At 67.6% G+C, this 19870-nt stretch carries 11 protein-coding genes and 1 pseudogene; 3 read left to right on the top strand and 9 right to left on the bottom strand.

Translation table 11 applies throughout. The features are described from left to right. Positions 1-54: 54 nt before the first annotated feature. The 6 genes and pseudogenes from ACFFJK_RS14160 to ACFFJK_RS14135 form a co-directional block, all read right to left on the bottom strand. A complete protein-coding gene (locus ACFFJK_RS14160) occupies positions 55-1812 on the bottom strand; it encodes a response regulator (RefSeq protein ID WP_379679961.1) in 1758 nt (585 codons plus the stop codon). After that, a pseudogene (locus tag ACFFJK_RS14155) lies at positions 1799-3290 on the bottom strand (ATPase domain-containing protein). Before ACFFJK_RS14155 ends, ACFFJK_RS14160 begins: the two are co-directional and overlap by 14 nt. A 183-nt stretch (positions 3291-3473) precedes the next feature. Continuing rightward, positions 3474-3674 carry an alpha/beta hydrolase family protein gene (locus ACFFJK_RS14150; protein WP_379679959.1) on the bottom strand — a complete coding sequence of 67 codons (201 nt, stop codon included), beginning with the start codon at positions 3672-3674 and terminating at the stop codon, positions 3474-3476. 123 nt (positions 3675-3797) lie between these two features. Further along, on the bottom strand, positions 3798-6227 hold the full coding sequence (locus tag ACFFJK_RS14145; protein ID WP_379679958.1) for a TonB-dependent receptor plug domain-containing protein: 2430 nt from the start codon (positions 6225-6227) through the stop codon (positions 3798-3800). 222 nt (positions 6228-6449) lie between these two features. Beyond that, positions 6450-8279 carry a M61 family metallopeptidase gene (locus tag ACFFJK_RS14140; protein ID WP_379679956.1) on the bottom strand — a complete coding sequence of 610 codons (1830 nt, stop codon included), beginning with the start codon at positions 8277-8279 and terminating at the stop codon, positions 6450-6452. 96 nt (positions 8280-8375) lie between these two features. Beyond that, a complete protein-coding gene (locus ACFFJK_RS14135; protein ID WP_379679954.1) occupies positions 8376-9197 on the bottom strand; it encodes a PhzF family protein in 822 nt (273 codons plus the stop codon). Positions 9198-9308: 111 nt separating this feature from the next. Between ACFFJK_RS14135 and ACFFJK_RS14130 the strand changes: the two genes are divergently transcribed. After that, positions 9309-12503 (top strand): error-prone DNA polymerase, encoded by a 3195-nt coding sequence (locus ACFFJK_RS14130; protein WP_379679952.1) that lies wholly within the window; start codon positions 9309-9311, stop codon positions 12501-12503. A 14-nt stretch (positions 12504-12517) separates the two neighbouring features. Here ACFFJK_RS14130 and ACFFJK_RS14125 read toward each other — a convergent pair whose 3' ends face one another. Next, positions 12518-14134: a methyl-accepting chemotaxis protein gene (locus tag ACFFJK_RS14125; RefSeq protein ID WP_379679951.1), complete on the bottom strand. Its 1617-nt coding sequence runs from the start codon at positions 14132-14134 to the stop codon at positions 12518-12520. Between ACFFJK_RS14125 and ACFFJK_RS14120 the strand changes: the two genes are divergently transcribed. Together ACFFJK_RS14120 and ACFFJK_RS14115 are read left to right on the top strand one after the other, a co-directional pair. Further along, positions 14133-14279: a hypothetical protein gene (locus ACFFJK_RS14120; protein WP_379679950.1), complete on the top strand. Its 147-nt coding sequence runs from the start codon at positions 14133-14135 to the stop codon at positions 14277-14279. The genes ACFFJK_RS14125 and ACFFJK_RS14120 overlap by 2 nt on opposite strands. Positions 14280-14312: 33 nt before the next feature. After that, on the top strand, positions 14313-14846 hold the full coding sequence (locus ACFFJK_RS14115) for a gluconokinase (protein WP_379679949.1): 534 nt from the start codon (positions 14313-14315) through the stop codon (positions 14844-14846). Here the strand turns inward: ACFFJK_RS14115 and ACFFJK_RS14110 are convergent. Together ACFFJK_RS14110 and ACFFJK_RS14105 are read right to left on the bottom strand one after the other, a co-directional pair. Continuing rightward, a complete protein-coding gene (locus tag ACFFJK_RS14110; protein ID WP_379679948.1) occupies positions 14838-17105 on the bottom strand; it encodes a penicillin-binding protein 1A in 2268 nt (755 codons plus the stop codon). The two genes, ACFFJK_RS14115 and ACFFJK_RS14110, sit on opposite strands and share 9 nt — an antisense overlap. A gap of 168 nt (positions 17106-17273) precedes the next feature. Next, positions 17274-19841, bottom strand: a complete 2568-nt coding sequence (locus tag ACFFJK_RS14105) for a PAS domain-containing protein (protein ID WP_379679947.1) — start codon at positions 19839-19841, stop codon at positions 17274-17276. Between the last annotated feature and the right edge of the window lie 29 nt (positions 19842-19870).

Genomic DNA, 19870 nt, shown 5'->3' with positions numbered 1-19870 from the left:
TTGCGACGTTCGATCCGATGACCGAGTGTGGCACAGAGTCGGTTTTGGCGGCGTTCAGGTAGGCAGTGCACCGTCCGCCCGGGGGCGGGGCATGCCGGTAGGCCCGGCGCGGTCGAGCGCGCGCTGGACGCTGACGGCCAGTTCGGCGAGCTGGAAAGGCTTGCGCAGCAGGATATCGTTGCCGAGCACATGGTCGATCGCGTGCATGTCGGCGTAGCCGGTGGCGATAATGATGGGAATCTCCGGGAACACTTCACGCGCGCGCAGCATGAGTTCCACGCCGGTGATCCCGGGCATCAGGTAATCCGTGATGACCAGGTCGGGACGCGCGCGCTGCAGTTCGCGCAGTCCGGCCTCGCCGTCGGCCGCCTGCGTGACGATGTGCCCGAAGGCTTCGAGCGAGGACACCATCGACTCGCGCACGAAATGGTCGTCCTCCACGATCAGGATGCGCGAGCCCGGCCGGGTTTGCGCCACGGCCGGCGGCGCAACGGCTGCTGCGCCACCCATCCCGTCCATCCCGTGCGCGACCGGCAGCCAGATTTCGACCGTCGTGCCGGCCCCTGGCTGGCTGAGGATGCGTGCCGCGCCGCCCGACTGGCGCGCCATGCCGTACACCTGGCTCAGTCCCAGGCCGGTGCCCTTGCCGACCGCCTTCGTGGTGAAGAATGGTTCGAATACCTTGGCGATGATATCCGGCGGCATGCCCGCGCCGCTGTCGGTGACCGCAATGCGCACGTACTCGCCGGGCGCCAGCAGGCCCTCCGGCGGCGCTGCGTTCCCGGCGTGGAAGCACAGCTGGCCGCTGCCATCCATGGCATCGCGTGCGTTGATGGCCAGGTTCAGCAGGGCCATCTCCATCTGGTTGGCGTCGGCCAGGATACTGGAACAGGGTTGCGCCACCTCGAAGCGCAGGGCGATCGCCGATCCCACCGAGGTGGACACCAGCTCGCGCACCCCTTCGAACAGCGCGCCCACGTCGGCCTGGCGCAGGTCCAGGTTCTGGTTGCGTGCAAAGGCCAGCAGCTGCCTGGTCAGCTTGCCGCCACGCTGGCAGGCACGCCGCGCGATCTCGGCGCGCCCCTTCGCCACCTCGTCCTTCGACAGCAGCAGGATCAGGTCCATGCTGCCCTGGATCACGTTGAGCAGGTTGTTGAAGTCGTGGGCGATGCCGCCGGTGAGCCGGCCGACCGCTTCCATCTTCTGGAATTGCACCATCGCCTGCTGCACCCGCTCGCGCTCGATGACTTCGTTCATCAGGCGGTCGTTGGCCTGCGCCAGTGCGCGCGTGCGTTCCTCGATGCGCGACTCGAGCGTCTCGTTGAGGCTGAGCAGGGCATGCCGGCTTTCCCGCAGGCTGGCGGCGGTGCGCTCGCGGTCGGCCAGCACCTCGCGTGCCTGGTACTGGCGGCGCCGTGCCCGCAGGGCGGAGGTGGCGGCGCTGCGCAGGGTCTGGGCGTTGAGCGGACGCTCGAGCAGGATGATGTTGCCCAGTTCGTCCAGCCGGGCCCGCGCGCCGTCCACCGGCGGGCCGATGGCCTTGGCGAGCAGGATCACGAACGGGAAGTCGGACCAGGGTGCCTGGCGCGACAGCCAGGCGTGCAGCGCCGCGATGTCGACCTCGTGCAGCGCCTCTTCGGCGATGAGCGCCGTACCGGCGCCATGTTCGATGGCGGCGACGAGCGCGGCGAAATCGCGCACGATCTCGCAGGCGCCTTCGTCGCGCGTCAGCACGGAGCACATGACCTCCGCATCGCGCCCGCGCGGCGCGAGAATCAGGATGCGTTCGTCGTGCTGGTTAGCTGTCTGCATGCGGCAGGGCAGACATCATCGGCGTCACGCCACGATAGCTGGGCAGACCGGTCAGGACGCCTTCGAAACCCTCCAGCGGTTTGCCGATGCGGATGCCGTCGCGATTGAGCTGCAGCTCGTGGATGGTCTGTGCGTGTTCGGCGGCGCGGCTCTTGATCACCGTGAGGGCGCGGCGCACGCGGCCATTCGATTCGAAGAAGCGCAGCAGCACGGTGCTGTCGCTCAGGTAGCTCAGGTCGACGTCGGACTTCACTTCGCCGATCATGCCGTGCTGTCCCAGCACCAGCACCGTGGTGACGCCCTGCTGGTTCAGGTAGGACAGCAGTTCATGCATCTGCAGGATCAGGTACTGCTCGCCCGGCATGGCCTGCAGGTAGGCGTTCAGGCTGTCGATCACCAGGAAACTCACGCCTTTCAGCTCGACCGCGTCGCGCAGCATCTGCGCGAATTCGCCCGGCGACAGTTCGGCCGGATCGATATGGTGGATATGCAGCTGGCCGCTGTCGGCAAACGGTTTGAGGTCCATCCCGAGCGCGGCGCTGCGCGCAAAGAAGGTGCCCAGTCCTTCGTCGAACAGGTAGAACGCCGCCTTCTCGCCGCGCTCCAGCGCCGACAGCAGGCAGCGCGTCGACAGGGTGGTCTTGCCGATGCCGGACGGGCCGACGACCAGGGTATTGGTGCCGCGTACCAGGCCGCCGCCGAGCAGCTGGTCCAGGCCCTCGGAGCCCGTCGAGCGGACCGAGGGCACGAAGGCGGCGTTATGTTCGGCCGCCACCAGGCGTGGATACATCGTGATGCCCCCCCGTATCCAGGGTATAGTCATGGTATCCGCCGCGGAAGCGGATGCCGCGCATCTTGACGATGTTGACGCGCCGGCGTTCCTTGCCGAACTCCTTGGCGATCTGCTCGAGGCTGATGACGCCATGCGCAATGCTGTGCAGGTGCTGGTCGGACTGGCTGGTCTTGTCGTCGAGCAGCAGCACGGTGCAGCCACGCGCGGAGAAGAACTGCTTGAGCGCCAGGATCTGGCGCCGGTAGCGCAGCGGGTTCTGGGCCAGCAGGCGCATTTCCGACAGGCTGTCGAACACGACCCGAACCGGCTTGAATTCATCGACCCGCGTCATGACGTTACGGGTGGTTTCGCCCAGCTCGACTTCGGAGGGGTGGAGCACCGATTGCTGGGCGTCGAGGTCGAGCTCGACGTCGCCGGCCAGCTCGAAGATCGACAGTGCATCGATGCGCCAGCCGTGGCTGGCCGCCACTGCCTTGAGCTCGTCGGCCGTTTCGGACAAGGTGATGTAGAGCCCGCTCTCGTTCCTCGCCACGCCGTCGAGCAGAAACTGCAGCCCGAGCGTGGTTTTGCCGGCGCCGGGCGACCCTTCGACCAGGTAGACCCGTTGCGGTGTCAGCCCGCCGCCCAGGATGTCGTCGAGTCCGGTGATGCCGGTGGAAATGCGCGTGTCTGCAACGGTATTCATAAATCGGCCTATCGATGCCGCGCATGCGCGGGCGGGGTGATGTGTCGGTGGAGCCAACGGGAGATGCAGAGCATTATACGCACGCATTGTGGCACCACCGCGTGGTTTCGTACCTTGCTCAGCCATCGAGGCGGACGAAAGCGGGACGCGCGGCGCCGCCATCCTCTGCCCCGGGGGGCGCCTTCATCGCTGCGCGAACCAGCGCATGATCGCGTCGTACTCCGGCTGCACCTGGGGGAACGATCCCCCTTCCGGCACCAGGCTGTGGTTCGCCGTCGGCACGCGGCGGAACGTCACGTCGCGCCCCTGCGCGCGCAACTGCGCATACATTACCTCGTTCGACAGGATCGGCGAGCCGCGTCTGAAAGGTGTCGATCTTGCCACCCGGTCCGGGCGGGCGCAATGCGGCGTGAATAATGCAGGTGGAGGCGGGTAGAAAAAAGGGCTCCGGAATCGGAGCCCTTCGCATGCCGTCCGGCGCCGGCAGGCGCCTGTCCCCGGAACGCCTCAGAACCGGTGCGACAGCCGCGCGAACAGCGCCGCGCCGTTCAGGCCGAACTGCACGCTCTCGTACCTGAAGCCGTTGTCGGTCTCGTTCGGGTCCTGCGCGCTCGGTTTCACGTCGAAGATGTTGGTGCCGCCGAAGGTCAGCCTGGTCTTGTCGGTGAAGGCCCAGGTGAAGGACAGGTCGCTTGACGTCTTCGGTTCGTAGTACTGGTTCGGCACCGGCGGACCCGAGAAGGTGCCCAGGGTTTGCGGGCCGAAGTGCACGATGCGCAGCGCGGTTTCCAGCTTGCCTTGCGTGTACTCGAAGCCCAGCGTGGCCTTGCGGCGCGGCGCGCCCTGTTCGATGAACAGGCGTTCGCGCTCGGACAGCAGCACGTCCTCGAAACCCCGCAGCGCGCTCGGCGCGTGCACGCCGGTGACCTCGGTCTTGCTGAAGTTCAGCGCCAGGAAGGTATTGAGCTTGCCGGGGCCGAGGTCCATGCGGTTCGACACCGTCACGTCCAGGCCCTGGGTCCTGGTGTCCACCGAATTGACGAAGAACTGGGCCTGGCCCACGCCCAGTTGCTGCAGGGTGGCGCCCAGGGCAGGGTAGTTGTCGGCGTCGAAGCGCCCCGACAGCACGATGCGGTCGTCGATGTCGATACGGTACAGGTCCATCGTCACCGATGTCGCTTGCGCGGGCGACCAGGTCAGGCCCAGGGTAAAGCTTCTCGATTGCTCGTCCTTGAGCTGGGGGATGCCGGCGGCGTCGGCCACGCGGCCGCCGTTCGGCGCCAGCACCACGTCCAGCGGCTGGCCGCTGACGAAGTCGGTGAAGGTCGAGGAGAAGAATTTCTGCTGCAGCGAAGGGGCGCGGAAGCCCGTGCTGGCCGAGCCGCGCAGCAGCAGCGCCGGGTTGAGCCGGTAGGCGCCGGCCAGCTTGCCGGTGGTGGTGGAACCGAAGTCCGAATAGCGCTCGTGGCGCAGCGCGGTCTGCAGCTTGAAGCGCTCGGTGACGTCGGTCTCGATGTCGAGGTAGGCGGCGCTGCTGTGGCGGTCGCTGTCGGTCTCGTCGCCCGGCTGGAAGCCCGGGAAGCCCTGGCTGCCGGCGTTGCCGCCGAAGCCCACGCCGTCGGCGTCGATGTACGAACCCGGTTCACCGGCGAAGATCTTGTAGTTCTCGCGGCGGTGCTCGAGCCCCCAGGCCACGTTCATGCCGTTCATCACGCCGTTGTAGAAGCGGCTGAAGTCGAGGTTGGTGGTGGCCTGGCGGAAGGAAAAGCCGCCCGCATCGAAGGTGCTGGCGCTCCTGCCCGGGCCGCGGTTGATCAGGTCCAGGTTCGCGATCGAGGCGTTGAGCGTATTGGCGATGGTGTACATCATGCGGTTGTAGCCGTAGGTCTGCGACAGGTCGGCGTTCCATTCGCCCACCTGCCAGCGGTAGCCGGCGGTACCCCACATGTCCTCGATGTAGCCGTCGATGAAGGGGACGAAGCCGTTCGGGTACATCGCTGCCGCGTTACGCGAAGGGATGTCCTCCGAGCCCAGGCCTTCGCGCGCCCAGGCGGCCGACGAGGCGTCGCGGCTCTGGGCGCCGACGGTGAAGTACAGCTTGCCCGTGGCTGCCGGGAATTCGCCGTTCAGGTAGACGGTCTCGTTGGTCGCCTTGGTGTCGCCGATGATGCGCGGGTTGCCCGGCTCGGCGCGGTTGGAGCGGCCACGGTCGTAGTATTCGCCGGTGATGCCCAGCACGCCGCCCGCCACCGCCACGCCGCAGTAGGCAGAGGCCAGCCGGTTCTCGCCGTCGCCCGCGCTGTACTGGCCGTACCCAAGCACCGATTCGCAGCCCAGGCTCTTCTTCAGTTCGACGTTGATCACGCCGGCGATGGCGTCGGAGCCGTACTGCGCGGCCGCGCCGTCGCGCAGCACCTGCACGCTGCGGATGGCCATCAGGGGAATCGCGTTCATGTCGGTGCCGGTGTTGCCGCGGTTGCGCGCGCCGAACAGGTTCACCAGGGCCGTGGTGTGGCGCCGCTTGCCGTTCATCAGCACCAGGGTCTGGTCCGAGCCCAGGCCGCGCAGGGCAGCGGAGTCCACCAGGTCGGCCCCGTCAGCGCCGGTCTGGCGCGTGGAGTTGAACGAAGGGGAGATGTTGTTCAGGGCCTGCGCCAGGTCGAACTGGCCGCCTTGCTCGGTGGCCTTGGTCATCGGAATGAAGTCGACCGGCACCGGCGTGTCGATCGAGGAGGAACTGCCGACGCGGCGCGAGCCGACGATGTTGACGCTCTGGATCGTGTCGGCCGCGGCCGGGGTGCCGGCGGCGACTGGGGCAGAAGCGGGCGCCTGCGCAGTGCTCTGGGCGCGGGCGGCGGCGGGATGCAGGCAGGCGAACGCGGCGCCGCCGTACAGTGCGAGCAGGACCGACCGGGGAAGGCGTTTGAGTGTGAGCACAGGTTTCTCCCATGAAAAATTAAATATTAAACAATTGGTTCAAGGAGCACCAAGGTTCTGTACCATTAACACAACATTGTCATTACATAACCTGTGCTTATGCATTACGGCTTGCCGCGCCGCAGCTGCCTGGCAATAAAAAACGCGGCACCGGTACTGGGAACCGGGGCCGCGTCGTGCGTGATGGAGCGTGCGGCCGTGCCGCAGCTCCTCAGGCAGGCATCAAGGTTTTCTCGTTTCTTCCCTTGGCCAGGCAACGCCGAGCCAGGAGGCATTCAGCGCCTTCTGCGCGTTGCTCGCCTTGTCCGCGGCCTGCAGCTTGGTCTTGCCTTTCGGCTGCAGCACAGGCGTCAGCTGCATCTCCACCAGTTCGTCGCGGCGGAACAGGTGCAGCTTGAACGGGGCGGTCTTCGAGAGCGACATCTTGTCGGCGATGTCCTTGGCCGATACGCGCAGGCCGTTCACCGCCACCAGGGTATCGCCCGAGACCACGCCGGCCTTCCACGCCGGGCTGTCGCGCTCGACGACGGTGACCACCGCCGGGTCGCTGCCGTCGCGCAGGGTCCAGCCGGCCCACCATTGCGTTTTTTGCTCCTGGTCCTTCGGCACGTCGACCAGCTTCTTCAGGCCGACCTGGGCGAGCAGGGTGTCGAACGGGATCTCGGCGGTGCCGTCCACGTACTGGTTCCACCAGGCGCTCCAGTCCTGGCCGCTCACGGCGCGCAGCGCGGCGAGCACGTTCGCCACGTCGTAGCCGCCCTTGTCCGTCGAATGCTGCTCGAACAGGATGCGGTGCATGTCTTCCAGGCCGCGCTTGCCGCCGGTCTGGCGGCGCAGTTCGATGTCCATCATCAGCGCCAGCAGCTGGCCCTTCGAATAGATGTTCACCGACGCGTTGCGCGCACGTTCGCCGCCCACCGCGATCCACTCGTCGAAGCTGGCGTCGGCCGCGCTTTGCTGGAAGCGGCCCGGCTGGTGCAGGTAGTCGTCGATCAGCTTCGCGTACTCCTCCAGGAATTCCTCGCGCTTCTGCAGGCCGGCGCGCAGCACGATCAATTCGTCGTAGTACGAGGTATGGCCTTCGGCGATCCACAGCAGGCGGTTGTAGTTCTCGTTCTGGTAGTCGTACGGAACCATTTCCTTCGGACGGTAGGCCTTCACGTTCCAGGTGTGATAGAACTCGTGCGCGGCGGTGCGCAGGAAACCCAGGTACTGCTTGCGCGGCGCGAAGGTCCAGCGCGGCTTCTGGATGACGGTGGAGTTGGCGTGCTCGGTGGCGCCGCCGGCGCCGTCGGTGGCGTGGACGATGAACAGGTAGCGCTGGAACGGATAGTTGCCGCCATAGAGCTTCGCCGTTTCGGCGACGATCTTCTTCAGGTCGGTCATCATCTGCTTGCCGTCGTGGTTGCCGCGGCCCCAGATCGCCAGTTCGATGGTGCGTCCGTCCACCTTGTCGGTGTAGAACTCGTGGATGCCGGTCTCGATCGGGGCGTCGGTCAGCACGTCGTAGTCGGCCGCCACGAAGCAGTGGTCGCAGTCGCCGGAATCCATGCCCGAGCGCGACTTCCAGCCCTGCGGCACCTCCAGCTTCACCTTCACCGGCTCCTTGCGGAATGGCGCGGCATAGACAAACACGCCGCTGGCATTCAGGTAGGCGTGGGTGTCGTCGATGTGGCGGGTGCGCTCGCCCAGCAGGTTGGCGTAGAGCTCGTACTGCACGGTCACCGCGTCGCCAGGCTTGGTACGTACCTGCCAGGTGCCCTTGTCGGTCTTGGACACGGCCAGCGGCTCGCCCTTGGCGTCGAAGGCCTTGAACAGGCGCACGCCGTTGGCCAGGTTGAGCATGTTGTAGCGGCCGGTGCGCCAGTTCGGCATCGAGACGTCCAGCGTGGTGCCTGAGGTCGCCGGGAAGGTCGCGCGCACTTCGGCCAGGTGCTGGGCCGCATCGGTGATGCGCAGATGGTAGTCGACGTCGGCGTGCGCGCTCGCGCTGGCGCCGAACAGCAGGAGGGAAAGAAGCGGGGGAAGGGCGTAGGAAAAGAGTGGTTTCATGTCCGCAGTATGGATGAGCTCAATGAGCGTGCGCGGAAGTGTATACGAGCTTGCCCCGTGCGGATAGCGCCGGCTTTCCGTCAATACGCCCCGCCGCTACAGGCGTGCGGGCCCGCCGCCGATCGATGTGACGACAGCCGCGGGTCCGGCGCGGCCGCCGACGAGGATCGCCCCGTCTTGCTCGACCCGGGTCCGTATCAGGCACGAACGGCCGGTGGCGCGGCCCTGGAGCAGCGTGATGCCGTGCCCGAGCAGCGCCGTGAGCGCGCCTGCCGCCACCCCGGTGGCGCTGTCTTCCAGCGCCGGGTCGAGGTGGTTGAAGTTGCGGCCTTCATGGCACCCGTCATTGCGTCCGTCGTGCAGCCGGCACCACGCGTAGATGCCATTGACGCCCGTATCCTTGCCCCATGCCGTGATCGCTGCCAGGTCCGGGCGCAGGCCGTGCAGCGTTGCGGCATCCGCTACTTCGACCAGCAGCTTGGGGCTGCCCACCGAGGCTACCAGCGGCGGCGATGCCGGTTCGAATCCGGGCAGTGCCAGCAGGCGCGCAAGCAGGCCGGATGCAAGCGGCGGCTGCGCCACTTGCTGCGCCCGCAGGCGCACGAAGAACTCCGCGCCGTCGCGCACCAGGTCCAGGCGCTGGCCGCGCATCGCCGTCGTCACCGACAGCAGGGCCGCCTCGGGATGGCGCGCGAACAGCACATGGGCCACGGCCAGTGTGGCGTGCAGGCACAGCGGGCTGCGCATGTGCGGGTAGTAGAAATCGATCACGTCGCCGTCGAGGTAGACGCAGGTGGTGTTGCGGACCTGCGCAAAGGCCTGCCGTGCCGCCTCGTCCGCGGCATCGCCCTCGATGACGAGTGCGGGGTTGCCGGCGCCGGCGGTTTCGCCAAAACATGTCAACGCACGAATCTTCATGGGTTTTCCTTGTAGCACGGGTCGTGTCGGTTATACTGTGTTTTTATACAGTATTGCTGGTTTGTCCAGCATGGTAGCCCTTGTTATAGCCGATTCTTTCACCGCTCGCCGATGACCGACCCGCTTTCCTCTCCGTCCCAGGCAGTTTCCCAGGTCTTGCCGCCCTATGCGGAGCTGTTCTGCCTGTCGAACTTCTCCTTCCTCGAAGGGGCGTCGCATGCGGAGGAACTGGTGGCGCGGGCGGTGCAGCTCGGTTATTTTGCGCTGGCGCTCACAGACGAGTGCTCGCTGGCCGGCGTGGTGCGCGCCCATGCCGAGGCGAAGAAGGCCGGCCTGCACCTGGTGATCGGGGCCCATTTCCATTTGCAGAACCCGGACGGCACGCCGGCGCTGTCCCTGGTCCTGCTGGCGCAGAACCGCAACGGCTACGGCAACCTGTCCGAGTTCATCACGCTGGGCCGTACCCGCAGCGAGAAGGGAAGCTACTTCCTCACCCCGCAAGACCTGGCCGACCCGGGGCCGGCCTACGCCCACCTGAAGCACATGCCCGACTGCCTGGCGATCCTGCTTCCGGCGTATCCCGCGCACGAAGCGCGCGATGTCGACCGCTTGCACGCGCAGGCCGCCTGGATGGCTGGGACCTTCCCCGGCCGGGCCTGGCTCGGATTGAATCTGCTGCACCGCGCCTTCGACGAAGCGCACCGCGCCACGGTGGAAGAGGTAGGCTGGCAGCACGGCCTGCCGATCACGGCGCTCGGTCACGTGGTGATGCATGTGCGCTCCCGTAAACCCTTGCAGGACACGCTCACCGCCACGCGCCTGAAGAAACCGGTGGCCGAATGCGGCTACGGCCTGGCGCAGAACGCCGAGCAGCACCTGCGCGCGCGCCTGCGCCTGGCCAACATCCATACGCGCGAGGCGCTGGCCGAGACGGTGCGCATCGCGCGCCTGTGCACCTTCTCCTTGGATGAGCTGCGCTACGAGTACCCGGACGAAGTGGTACCGCCCGGCCACGATGCGGCGAGCTTCCTGCGCCAGGAAACCTATATCGGCGCGCACCGGCGCTTCCGCGACGGCATCCCGGCCAAGGTGCAGGCCCAGGTCGAGCACGAGCTGGGGCTCATCGCCGAGATGCGGTACGAGCACTACTTCCTCACCGTATACGACATCGTGCGCTTCGCGCGCTCCCAGCACATCCTGTGCCAGGGACGCGGCTCGGCCGCCAACTCGGCGGTGTGCTACTGCCTGGGCATCACCGAGGTCGACCCGGCGCGCGCCAACCTGCTGTTCGAGCGTTTCATCTCGAAGGAGCGCAACGAGCCGCCCGACATCGACGTCGACTTCGAGCACCAGCGGCGCGAGGAGGTGATCCAGTACATCTACTCGAAATACGGGCGCGACCGGGCCGCGCTGGCGGCGGTGGTGATCAGCTACCGCCCCAAGAGCGCGCTGCGCGACAGCGGGCGGGCGCTCGGCATCGACTTGGCCATCGTCGAAAAGGTGGCCAGGACCCACCACTGGTTCGACAACCGCGCCGACCTGCTGGGACGCCTGGCCGAAGCCGGGCTGGACCCGGAATCGCGCCTCGCCCGGCAGTGGGCTTCGCTGGCGCACAAGCTGCTGAACTTCCCGCGCCACCTGTCCCAGCACCCGGGCGGCTTCGTCATCGCGCGCGGCAAGCTGTCGCGCCTGGTGCCGGTCGAGAACGCCACCATGGCGGATCGCAGCGTCATCCAGTGGGACAAGAACGACCTGGAAGAGCTCGGCCTGATGAAGGTGGACGTGCTGGCGCTGGGCATGCTGTCGATGATGCGGCGCGGGCTGGAGCTGGTGGGCCAGCGCTACGGCAACCTGTTCGAGATGCAGGACATCCCGGCCGACGATCCCGCCACCTACGACATGATCTGCGCGGCCGACACGGTCGGGGTGTTCCAGATCGAGTCGCGTGCGCAGATGAGCATGCTGCCGCGCATGCGGCCGCGCAAATTTTATGATCTCGTCATCGAGGTGGCCGTGGTGCGTCCCGGTCCGATCCAGGGCGGCATGGTGCACCCGTATCTACGGCGGCGGCAAGGCCTGGAACCCATTCATTATCCGAGCCCGGAAATGAAGGTAGCTTTGGCGCGCACGCTGGGCGTGCCGATCTTCCAGGAGCAGGTGATGCAGGTGGCGATCCTGGGCGCCGGTTTCACGCCGGGCGAGGCCGACCAGCTGCGGCGCGCGATGGCGGCCTGGAAGCGCAAGGGCGGGCTGGAACAATACTACGACCGCATCGTGTGCGGCATGCTGGAACGCGGCTACACCCTGGCGTTCGCCGAGGCGATCTTCAGCCAGATCCAGGGCTTCGGCGAGTACGGCTTTCCCGAGTCGCACGCGGCCAGCTTCGCGCTGCTGGCCTATGCCAGCTCCTGGCTCAAGTGCCACGAGCCGGCGGCTTTTCTTTGCGCGCTGCTCAACAGCCAGCCGATGGGCTTCTACAGCCCTTCCCAACTGGTGCAGGACGCGCGCCGCCACGGCATCGAGGTGCGGCCGGTGGACGTCACCGTCAGCGGCTGGGATTCCACGCTGGAGGAGCTGCACCCGGTGGACCGGTCGCGCCAGCCGGCGGTGCGGCTCGGACTGTCCCTGCAGCGCGGCATGAAGCAGGAAGCGGCACTGCGCATCGAGATGGCGCGCGCCATCCGTCCCTTCGAGAGCGTGGCCGACCTGGCGCGCCGCGCCCGGCTCGACCGCAACGACCTGCAGGTGCTGGCCGGCGCCAACGCGCTGCGCTCGCTGGCCGGCAACCGGCGCGAGGCCCTGTGGCAGGCGGTGGGCGCGGTGCCCGACCGCGACCTGCTGCGCCCCACCACGCCGCAGGAGGAAATACCGCAGTTGGCCGCGCCGTCCGAAGCCCAGGAAATCGTCGGCGACTACCGCGCGCAAGGCCTGACCCTGGGCCGCCATCCGCTGGCGCTGCTGCGCGAACAGCTGCTGGCCAGGCGCTTCATGCCGGCGTCCACGTTGATGGATTACGCGGACGGCCAGCTGGCGCGCGCCTGTGGCCTGGTGACGGTGCGCCAGCGTCCCGGCACGGCCAAGGGCGTGCTGTTCATGACGCTCGAGGACGAGACCGGGAACGTCAACGTGATCGTCTGGCCGACCCTGGTCGAGCAGCAGCGGCGCGAGGTCCTGAACGCGCCGCTGCTGGGGGTGTACGGGGTCTGGCAGAAACAGGGGGAGGTGCGCCACCTGGTGGCCAAGCGGCTGGTGGACATGTCGCACCTGCTGGGCGGGCTACGCACGCCGAGCAGGGATTTCTGCTGATTTTCAGCCGGCGTTCAGGCAGCCAGGGGCAGTCGAGCGCGGCCGGATGGCAGCGCCTGCGCAGGAGCGGCGCCGTGCCGGAGGCGGAACACCGCCAGCGCCTGCGCCACGCCTTCCGTTTGCTGGGCCAGCGAAGCGGCCGCTGCGGCGGCCTGCTCGACCAGGGCGGCGTTCTGCTGGGTGATCGCATCGAGCTGGCCAACCGCCTGGTTGACTTGTCCAATGCCGCCGGCCTGCTCGCGGGTGGCCGAGGCGATTTCTTCCATCACGCGCTTGACATTGTCTACCGCGCCGATGATCTCGTTCATGGTCTGGCCTGCGGCCGCGGTGAGCCGGTTGCCGTTATCGACGGTGGCGATCGACACGTCGATCAGCTGCTTGACTTCCTTCGCCGCTGTAGCGGTGCGCTGCGCCAGGTTGCGCACTTCTCCGGCGACGACCGCGAAGCCGCGGCCCTGCTCGCCGGCACGCGCCGCCTCGACGGCCGCGTTCAGCGCCAAGATGTTGGTCTGGAAAGCGATCCCGTCGATCAGGCCGATGATGTCCAGCACCTTGTTCGACGAGGTGCTGATCGCCTGCATCGTATTCACCACTTCCGAGACGGTGGAGCCGCCGCGCGTGGCCATGTCGGCCGCGCGCATGGCCAGCTCGCTGGCCGATTTCACGTTGTCGCTGCTTTGCGCCACGTTCTGCGTCAGCTGTTCCATGCTGGCGGCGGTCTCCTCGAGGCTCGAGGCCTGCGATTCCGTGCGGCTGGAGAGGTCCATGTTCCCGGTGGCGATTTCGCTTGTGGCGTCACGCATCTCCTCGAAATTGCCGCGCACGTCGCCGATCACGCTATACAGATTGACCGAGGTCTGGCGCAGCGCGGCGACCAGCTGCCCCATCTCGTTGTCTGCGACGTCGTCGATGCGCCCGGTCAGGTCGCCACCGGCGAGGCGGCGCGTAAACGAAGTGGCATGGTCGAGCGGCGCCAGCACGTTGCGGCGCAGGCTCAGCCACAAGCCGAGAGCGATCGCCAGCGACAGCGCCAGTCCCGGCATGATCCAGCCGGACAGCCCCGCCTGCCAGCCAGAGAGGAGTTGCGCGACCAGCATCAGCGCAAGCACTCCCATGGCGCCATTGACCTGGACGCGCAGTGGCACGCGGCGCAAGGCGCCGATGCGGCCCGCGAGTCCCGTTTCCTGCACGCGGCCGCGTTGCAGCACCAGCCTGCGCGGATTGCCCGCCTTGAATTCGGCATAGAGCGCCGCAGCCGCAGCGACCTGCGCGCGCGAGGGCTTGGTGCGCACCGACATGAAGCCGACCACGTTGCCGGAGTCGAACACCGGCGTCACGTTCGCATACACCCAGTAATGGTCCCCGTTCTTGCAGCGGTTCTTGACCATGCCGCTCCAGGGCATGCCGGCGCGGATGGTCGACCACAAGTCGGCAAAGGCTTCCACCGGCATGTCGGGATGGCGCACCAGGTTCTGCGGCGCGCCGATCAGTTCCTCCTCGGTGAAGCCGCTGACCTCGATAAAATAGGGATTGGCGTACTGGATGTTACCCTGCAGGTCCGTAGTCGAGACAATCGTCTTGCCTTCGGCAAGCATGTATTCCCGGCCGGTGACCGGAGTGTTCACGCGCATGGCGCGCTCCTTCTTTGCTGAACGAAAGTTTATAGCGGGCAAGCCCAAAAATGGCAAATTTATTGTGCAGTTCGCCGTTCGAGGCGTATTTGCCTTGTTCCAGTATATGCAGGATCAATTTAAGCAAATACAGAAACTTGCTTGATTGCACCAAAATACAACGTGTGAATATCTTCTGATGGAACAGGTGACAACAAAGGCCTGGGTGGTAATGGGGGTGAGCGGTTGCGGCAAGAGCGAGGTCGGCATGCGTCTGGCGCAGGCGCTGGGCGCCGCCTTCATCGAAGGCGACCGATTCCATCCGGCGGAGAATGTAGCCAAGATGTCGGCCGGCATACCGCTGGAGGATGAAGACCGGCGGGGCTGGCTGGGGGCACTGCGCGCCGAGATCGTGCGTGCCTGGGAAGCAGGGCAGGCGGTGGTGCTGTCCTGCTCCGCCCTCAAGCGCGCCTACCGCGACGTGCTGCGGGGCAAGGACGGCGAGGTGCGCTTCGTCCACCTGCACGGCGACCGTTCGCTGATCGCGCGACGCATGGCCGCGCGGCACGGCCACTTCATGCCCTTGTCCCTGCTCGACAGCCAGCTGCGCGACCTCGAACCGCTGCAGCCGGACGAGCGCGGCATCACGCTCGACGTGCGCGAGCCGCCGGAGCGGCTGGTGCAACAGGTGCTGGCGAGCGCGCGGGCGGCCAGGCGCCCCGCTTCAGGGTAGCTGCTCGAGCACTGCCGGAGCGGCGTTCTCCTCGGCGGCCGGCTCCTGCCCGGCAAACTCCGCATACACCCAGTCCGCCCCCGTGTGCACGACCCCCTCCGGCGCCAGGCGCTCGCGCTGCGGCACCTTGGCCAGCGCCACCCGCATGTAGTCGATCCAGGCCGGCAGCGCGACGGTGGAACCGAACTCGCGCGCGCCGAGCGAACGCGGCTCGCTGTGGCCCATCCACGCCACCGCCACCACGTTGCCGCCGTAGCCGGCGAACCAGCCGTCGATGGCGTCGTTGGTGGTGCCGGTCTTGCCGGCGATATCGAGGCGCTTGAGCTGGCGCACCGATTCGGCGCCGGTGCCGTAGCGCGTGACGTCGCGCAGCATGCTGTCGGTAATGAAGGCGTTGCGCGCGTCGAGCACGCGGGCGCTCTCGGCATTCACCACGGGCCGCTTGTTCTCGAAGTGGACCTTGCCGTCCCGGTCGCGGATGCTCGTGATCAGGTAAGGCTCGATGCGGTAGCCGCCGTTGGCGATCACCGCGTAGGCGCCGGCCATCTGCAGCGGAGTGACGGCGCCGGTGCCGAGGGCCAGGGTCAGGTTCTTCGGGTGGCGCGCCATGTCGAAGCCGAAGCGCCCCATGAAGTCGCGGGTATGGTCGATGTCCAGCGCACGCAGCATGCGCACGGCCGGGACGTTCTTCGAATGCGCCAGCGCGTAGCGCACCGTCACCGGGCCCTCGAAGCCGCCGTGGTCGTTGCGCGGCGACCAGTTGGCGTAGGCGCGCTCGTTCGAGAAGTCGATCGGCTCGTCGAGGACCTGCGTGCCCGGGAAGAACCCGCGTTCCAGCGCCGCCGAATACACGAAAGGCTTGATCGCCGATCCCGGCTGGCGCCAGGCCTGCGTCGCGTGGTTGAGCTTCTGTACGCCGTAGTCGAAGCCGCCGACCAGCGAACGGTAGGCGCCGGTCTGGGCGTCGAGCGCCACGAAGGCGGCCGCCACCTGCGGCACCTGGGTGATCGCCCAGGCGTCCTTGCCCGTGCGGCCGAGCCGCACGACCGCGCCCGGCGTGAGCCGCAGCGCAGTTTTCGCCGTCGGCGACAGGGCCGGGGCGGCAAAAGCCAGCCCGCCGCCCGTCACTTCGATCGTCTCGCCGGCCTGGGTGGCCACGCGCACCCGCTTTGGCGAGGCCGCCAGCACGACGGCGGGAACGAAGCCCTCGACCGCGGGGCGCTGCTGCAGGGCCGCGGCGATCGCCTCCTCGCGCTCCTGCTCCTCCTTGGGCAGGGCGATGCGCGCTTCGGGGCCGCGGTAGCCGTGGCGCCGGTCGTAGGCGATCGCGCTGCGGCGCACGGCCTCGTGCGCCGCGTTCTGTTCGGCGGCCAGGATGGTGGTGGTGACGGTGTAGCCGCGCTCATAGGCCGCCTGCCCGAAGCGGGCGTAGGCCGCCTGGCGCGCCAGCTCGGCCACGTGGTCCGCCCTGGCGCCGAAGTAGCCGCCCTCGCGGCGGACGTGCAGGGGTTCGGCCAGCGCGCGGCGGTACTGCGCTTCGGTGATGTGTCCCAGTTCATGCATGCGGCGCAGGACGACGTGCTGGCGCTGCTGCGCGCGCTTCGGGTTGGCGACCGGGTTGTGGCGCGAGGGGTTCTGCGGCAGGCCGGCCAGCATCGCGGTCTCGGCCAGGCTCAGTTCATTCAGGCCCTTGCCGAAGTAGGTGCGCGCGGCGCTGGAAAAGCCGTACGAGCGCTGGCCGAGGTAGATCTGGTTCATGTAGACCTCCAGGATCTGGTCCTTGCTCAGGGACTGCTCGATCTTGTAGGCGAGGGCGGCCTCGGTGAGCTTGCGCGGCAGGGTCTTGTCGCGCGACAGGAAGAAGTTGCGCGCCACCTGCATGGTGATGGTGGAGGCGCCCTGCAGCGATCCCCCGCCCAGGTTGGCCTTGGCGGCGCCGAGCGCGCGGATCCAGTCGATCCCGCCATGCTCGTAGAAGCGGGTGTCCTCGATGGCCAGCACGGCCGCCTTCATCAGCGGCGGGATCTTCGCGATCGGCACGAAGTCGCGCCGCTCGGTGCCGAATTCACCGATCAGGACATTGTCGGCGGTGTAGACCCGCAGCGGGATCTTCGGCCGGTAGTCGGTCACGGCCTTGATGTCCGGGAGTTCGTCCAGCAGGTTCGCCCGGGCAGGGGCCGCGCCGGTCGCGAACAGCAGCGCGGCGAGCAGGGGAAGATGGCGACGGGAGCGGAGCAGCGGCCCGGTTGGTGCAGTCATGGCGATCAGTCGGTATGGTTGGAGGAAAGCGTTGCTGCGAGGCAGCAGCGATGCAGCGGATAGTAATGCGGTCCTCCGCATGACGCATCCGCAACAGGCAAAGTATTGCCGGGTGCCATGTTTGGGCTCGGCTGGCGGTACTGCCGGGCGGGCGACGGCGGCAGGCCGTCAGGCAGACGCTTCGGCGGGCAAGGCTGCGATGATCTCGGCGACCCGCACGCTGAAGTCCTTGAGCGCAAACGGCTTGGTCAGCAGATGCATGCCGGGCTCGAGGGAGCCCCCGTCCAGGACGGTCGATTCGGCATAGCCCGTGATGAACAGCACCGGGATCTCGGGGCAGGCACTGCGGATGGTGCCGGCCAGCTGGCGTCCGTTGACGCCTCCGGGCAGGCCGACATCCGTCACCAGCAGCTCGACCCGGTCGATATGGCGCAGCTTGGCCATGGCGGTGGCGGCGTCGCCCGCTTCGAACACCGTGTGGCCGGCGCTGCGCAAGACCTCGGCCAGCACCTGGCGCAGCGCGGCTTCGTCGTCCACCAGCAGGATGGTCGCGCTCCTGGGCGGCGTCGCGGCAGGGATGCCGTCCGCGCCGGCCGGGTGGGCCGGCACCAGTCCGGCTTGGTGCTCCAGGTCGATGAACACCGTGGTGCCCTGGCCCGGCGCCGACGCGATGCTCACGTGGCCCTTGCTCTGGTTGACGAAGCCGAACACCATCGACAGGCCGAGGCCGGTTCCCTGCCCGAGCGGCTTGGTGGTGAAAAAGGGTTCGAAGGCGCGCGCGGCGGTTTCCGCGTCCATGCCGGTGCCGGTGTCGCGGACGCTGATGCGGATGTAGTCGGACGAGGCCAGGCCGGCCGGGGACTGCGGCAGTTCGCGCCTGTGGTCTTCGGTGCGGATCAGGAGGCGCCCGCCCCCGGGCATGGCGTCGCGCGCGTTGATCGCCAGGTTGAGCAGGGCGTTCTCGAGCTGGTTCGGGTCGCAGAAACTCACCCGCCAGATGCTCTCCAGTTGCAGCTCGACGGAAATTGCCGGCCCCATCGTGCGGTCGATCATCTCGGCCATCGACTCGACCAGGGCGTTGATGTCGGTTGGCTTCGGTTCGAGCGTCTGCCGGCGCGAGAAGGCCAGCAGGCGATGGGTGAGGGTGGCGGCACGGTTGGCGGAATGCTGGGCCCCGTCGAGGTAGCGGTACAGCTGTTCCACGCGGCCGGCTTCGAAATGGAAGCGCGCCAGCTCGATGTTGCCGACGATCGCGCCGAGCATGTTGTTGAAGTCGTGGGCAATACCGCCGGTGAGCTGGCCGATGGCCTCCATCTTCTGGGCCTGGCGCAGCGCGTCCTCGGCCTGGCGCAAGGCTTCCTGGCGCTGCTTTTCCCCGGTCACGTCGCGCCCGGCCATGTACAGCAGCTTGCCCTGCGGGACCACGGTCCACGACAGCCAGCGGTAGCTGCCGTCGCGGTGCCGGCTGCGCACTTCGTAGCGGCTGACAGTCTTGCCGGCGGCAAGCTGCGCCACGATGCCGCCCAGTTCTTCCAGCTGGTCGGGATGGGCGAACTGCGCAAACGGCGTGGCCCGCAGTTCGGCTTCGGTCCAGCCGAGGGCCTCGGTCATGGCCGGATTGCAGCTGACGAAATAGCCGTCCGTGGTGGCGATGGCCAGCATTTCCTGCGCCATCTCCCAGACCCGGTCGCGTTCGGCGGTGCGTTCGCTGAGCAGCGCTTCCAGCCGGCGGTTGGCCTCGCGCAGCGATGCTTCGGCACGGGCGCGCTCGATCGCGTTCCAGGTGCGCTCGGCCACGTCTTCCACTAGCGCGACCTCGTGCGGGGTCCACCTGCGCGGCGTGCGATGGTTGACGATCAGGATGCTGGTGAGGCGCCCCTCGCGCAGCACCGGGACGCTGATCTCGGCACGCGTCTGCACCGCGTGGAAGTTCCGCACTGCCGCCCGGTCGACAGCGCCCGGTTCGGCGTCGCGCAGTTCAACGTCGATATCGTGATGCACGCTGGTACGGCCGCTGCGCAGGGTGGCGAACAGGCTGGCGCCGAAGTCGCCGGTCCTGAACCCGCCGTGCAGCGCGCCGACCGAGCCGTCGGTGTAGTTGGAGTGGAAAACGCCGCCGTCGTCGTCCGTGATCTCGCCGAACAGCACCCGGCTGGCGCCCAGTTCCTTGCCCAGCAGCCCGCTGGCGCGGCGCGCGATCTCGAGCGGATCGCCCAGGCCGCGCAGCGCGTCGGCCATGCGGACCTGGAAGGCCAGGCGGCGCTCGGTCGTCACCCGCCGGGTCGTATCGGTACCGGTGCCGACCAGGCCGACGATGCCGCCCGCGTCGTCGTAGATCGGCGAATAGGAGAAGGTGAACCAGGTGTGTTCGTCGCAGCCGTTGCGGAACATTACCAGCGGCATGTCCTCGATGTAGATCGACTCGCCGGCCAGCGCCCGTTCGACCAGGGGCGCCAGTTGCGGCCACAATTCCGGCCAGGTGTCGCGGAAAGGACGGCCCAGCGCACGCGGATGCTTGTCCTGCAGGAATTCCACGTAGGGCTGGTTGTAGACCAGCCCCAGCTCCGGCCCCCAGAACACGAACATGGCATGCTTGGCGTCGAGCATGAGGCGGATCACGGTGCGAATCGCGGCCGGCCAGGTGTCGGGTGCCCCCACGGCCGATGCGTCCCAGTCATGGCGCGCCATGTAGAGGGAAAGCACGTCCGTGCCGGAAAAGAGGGGAGCGAGAGTCATCGAATACCAACAACTGGGTATGCACCGGG

Origin of the sequence: Massilia consociata, from assembly GCF_042432755.1 — a bacterium.
Taxonomy (GTDB): domain Bacteria; phylum Pseudomonadota; class Gammaproteobacteria; order Burkholderiales; family Burkholderiaceae_D; genus Telluria; species Telluria consociata.
Note: the sequence above shows the minus strand (reverse complement) of the source record. Positions and strands in the feature narration are given on the sequence as shown.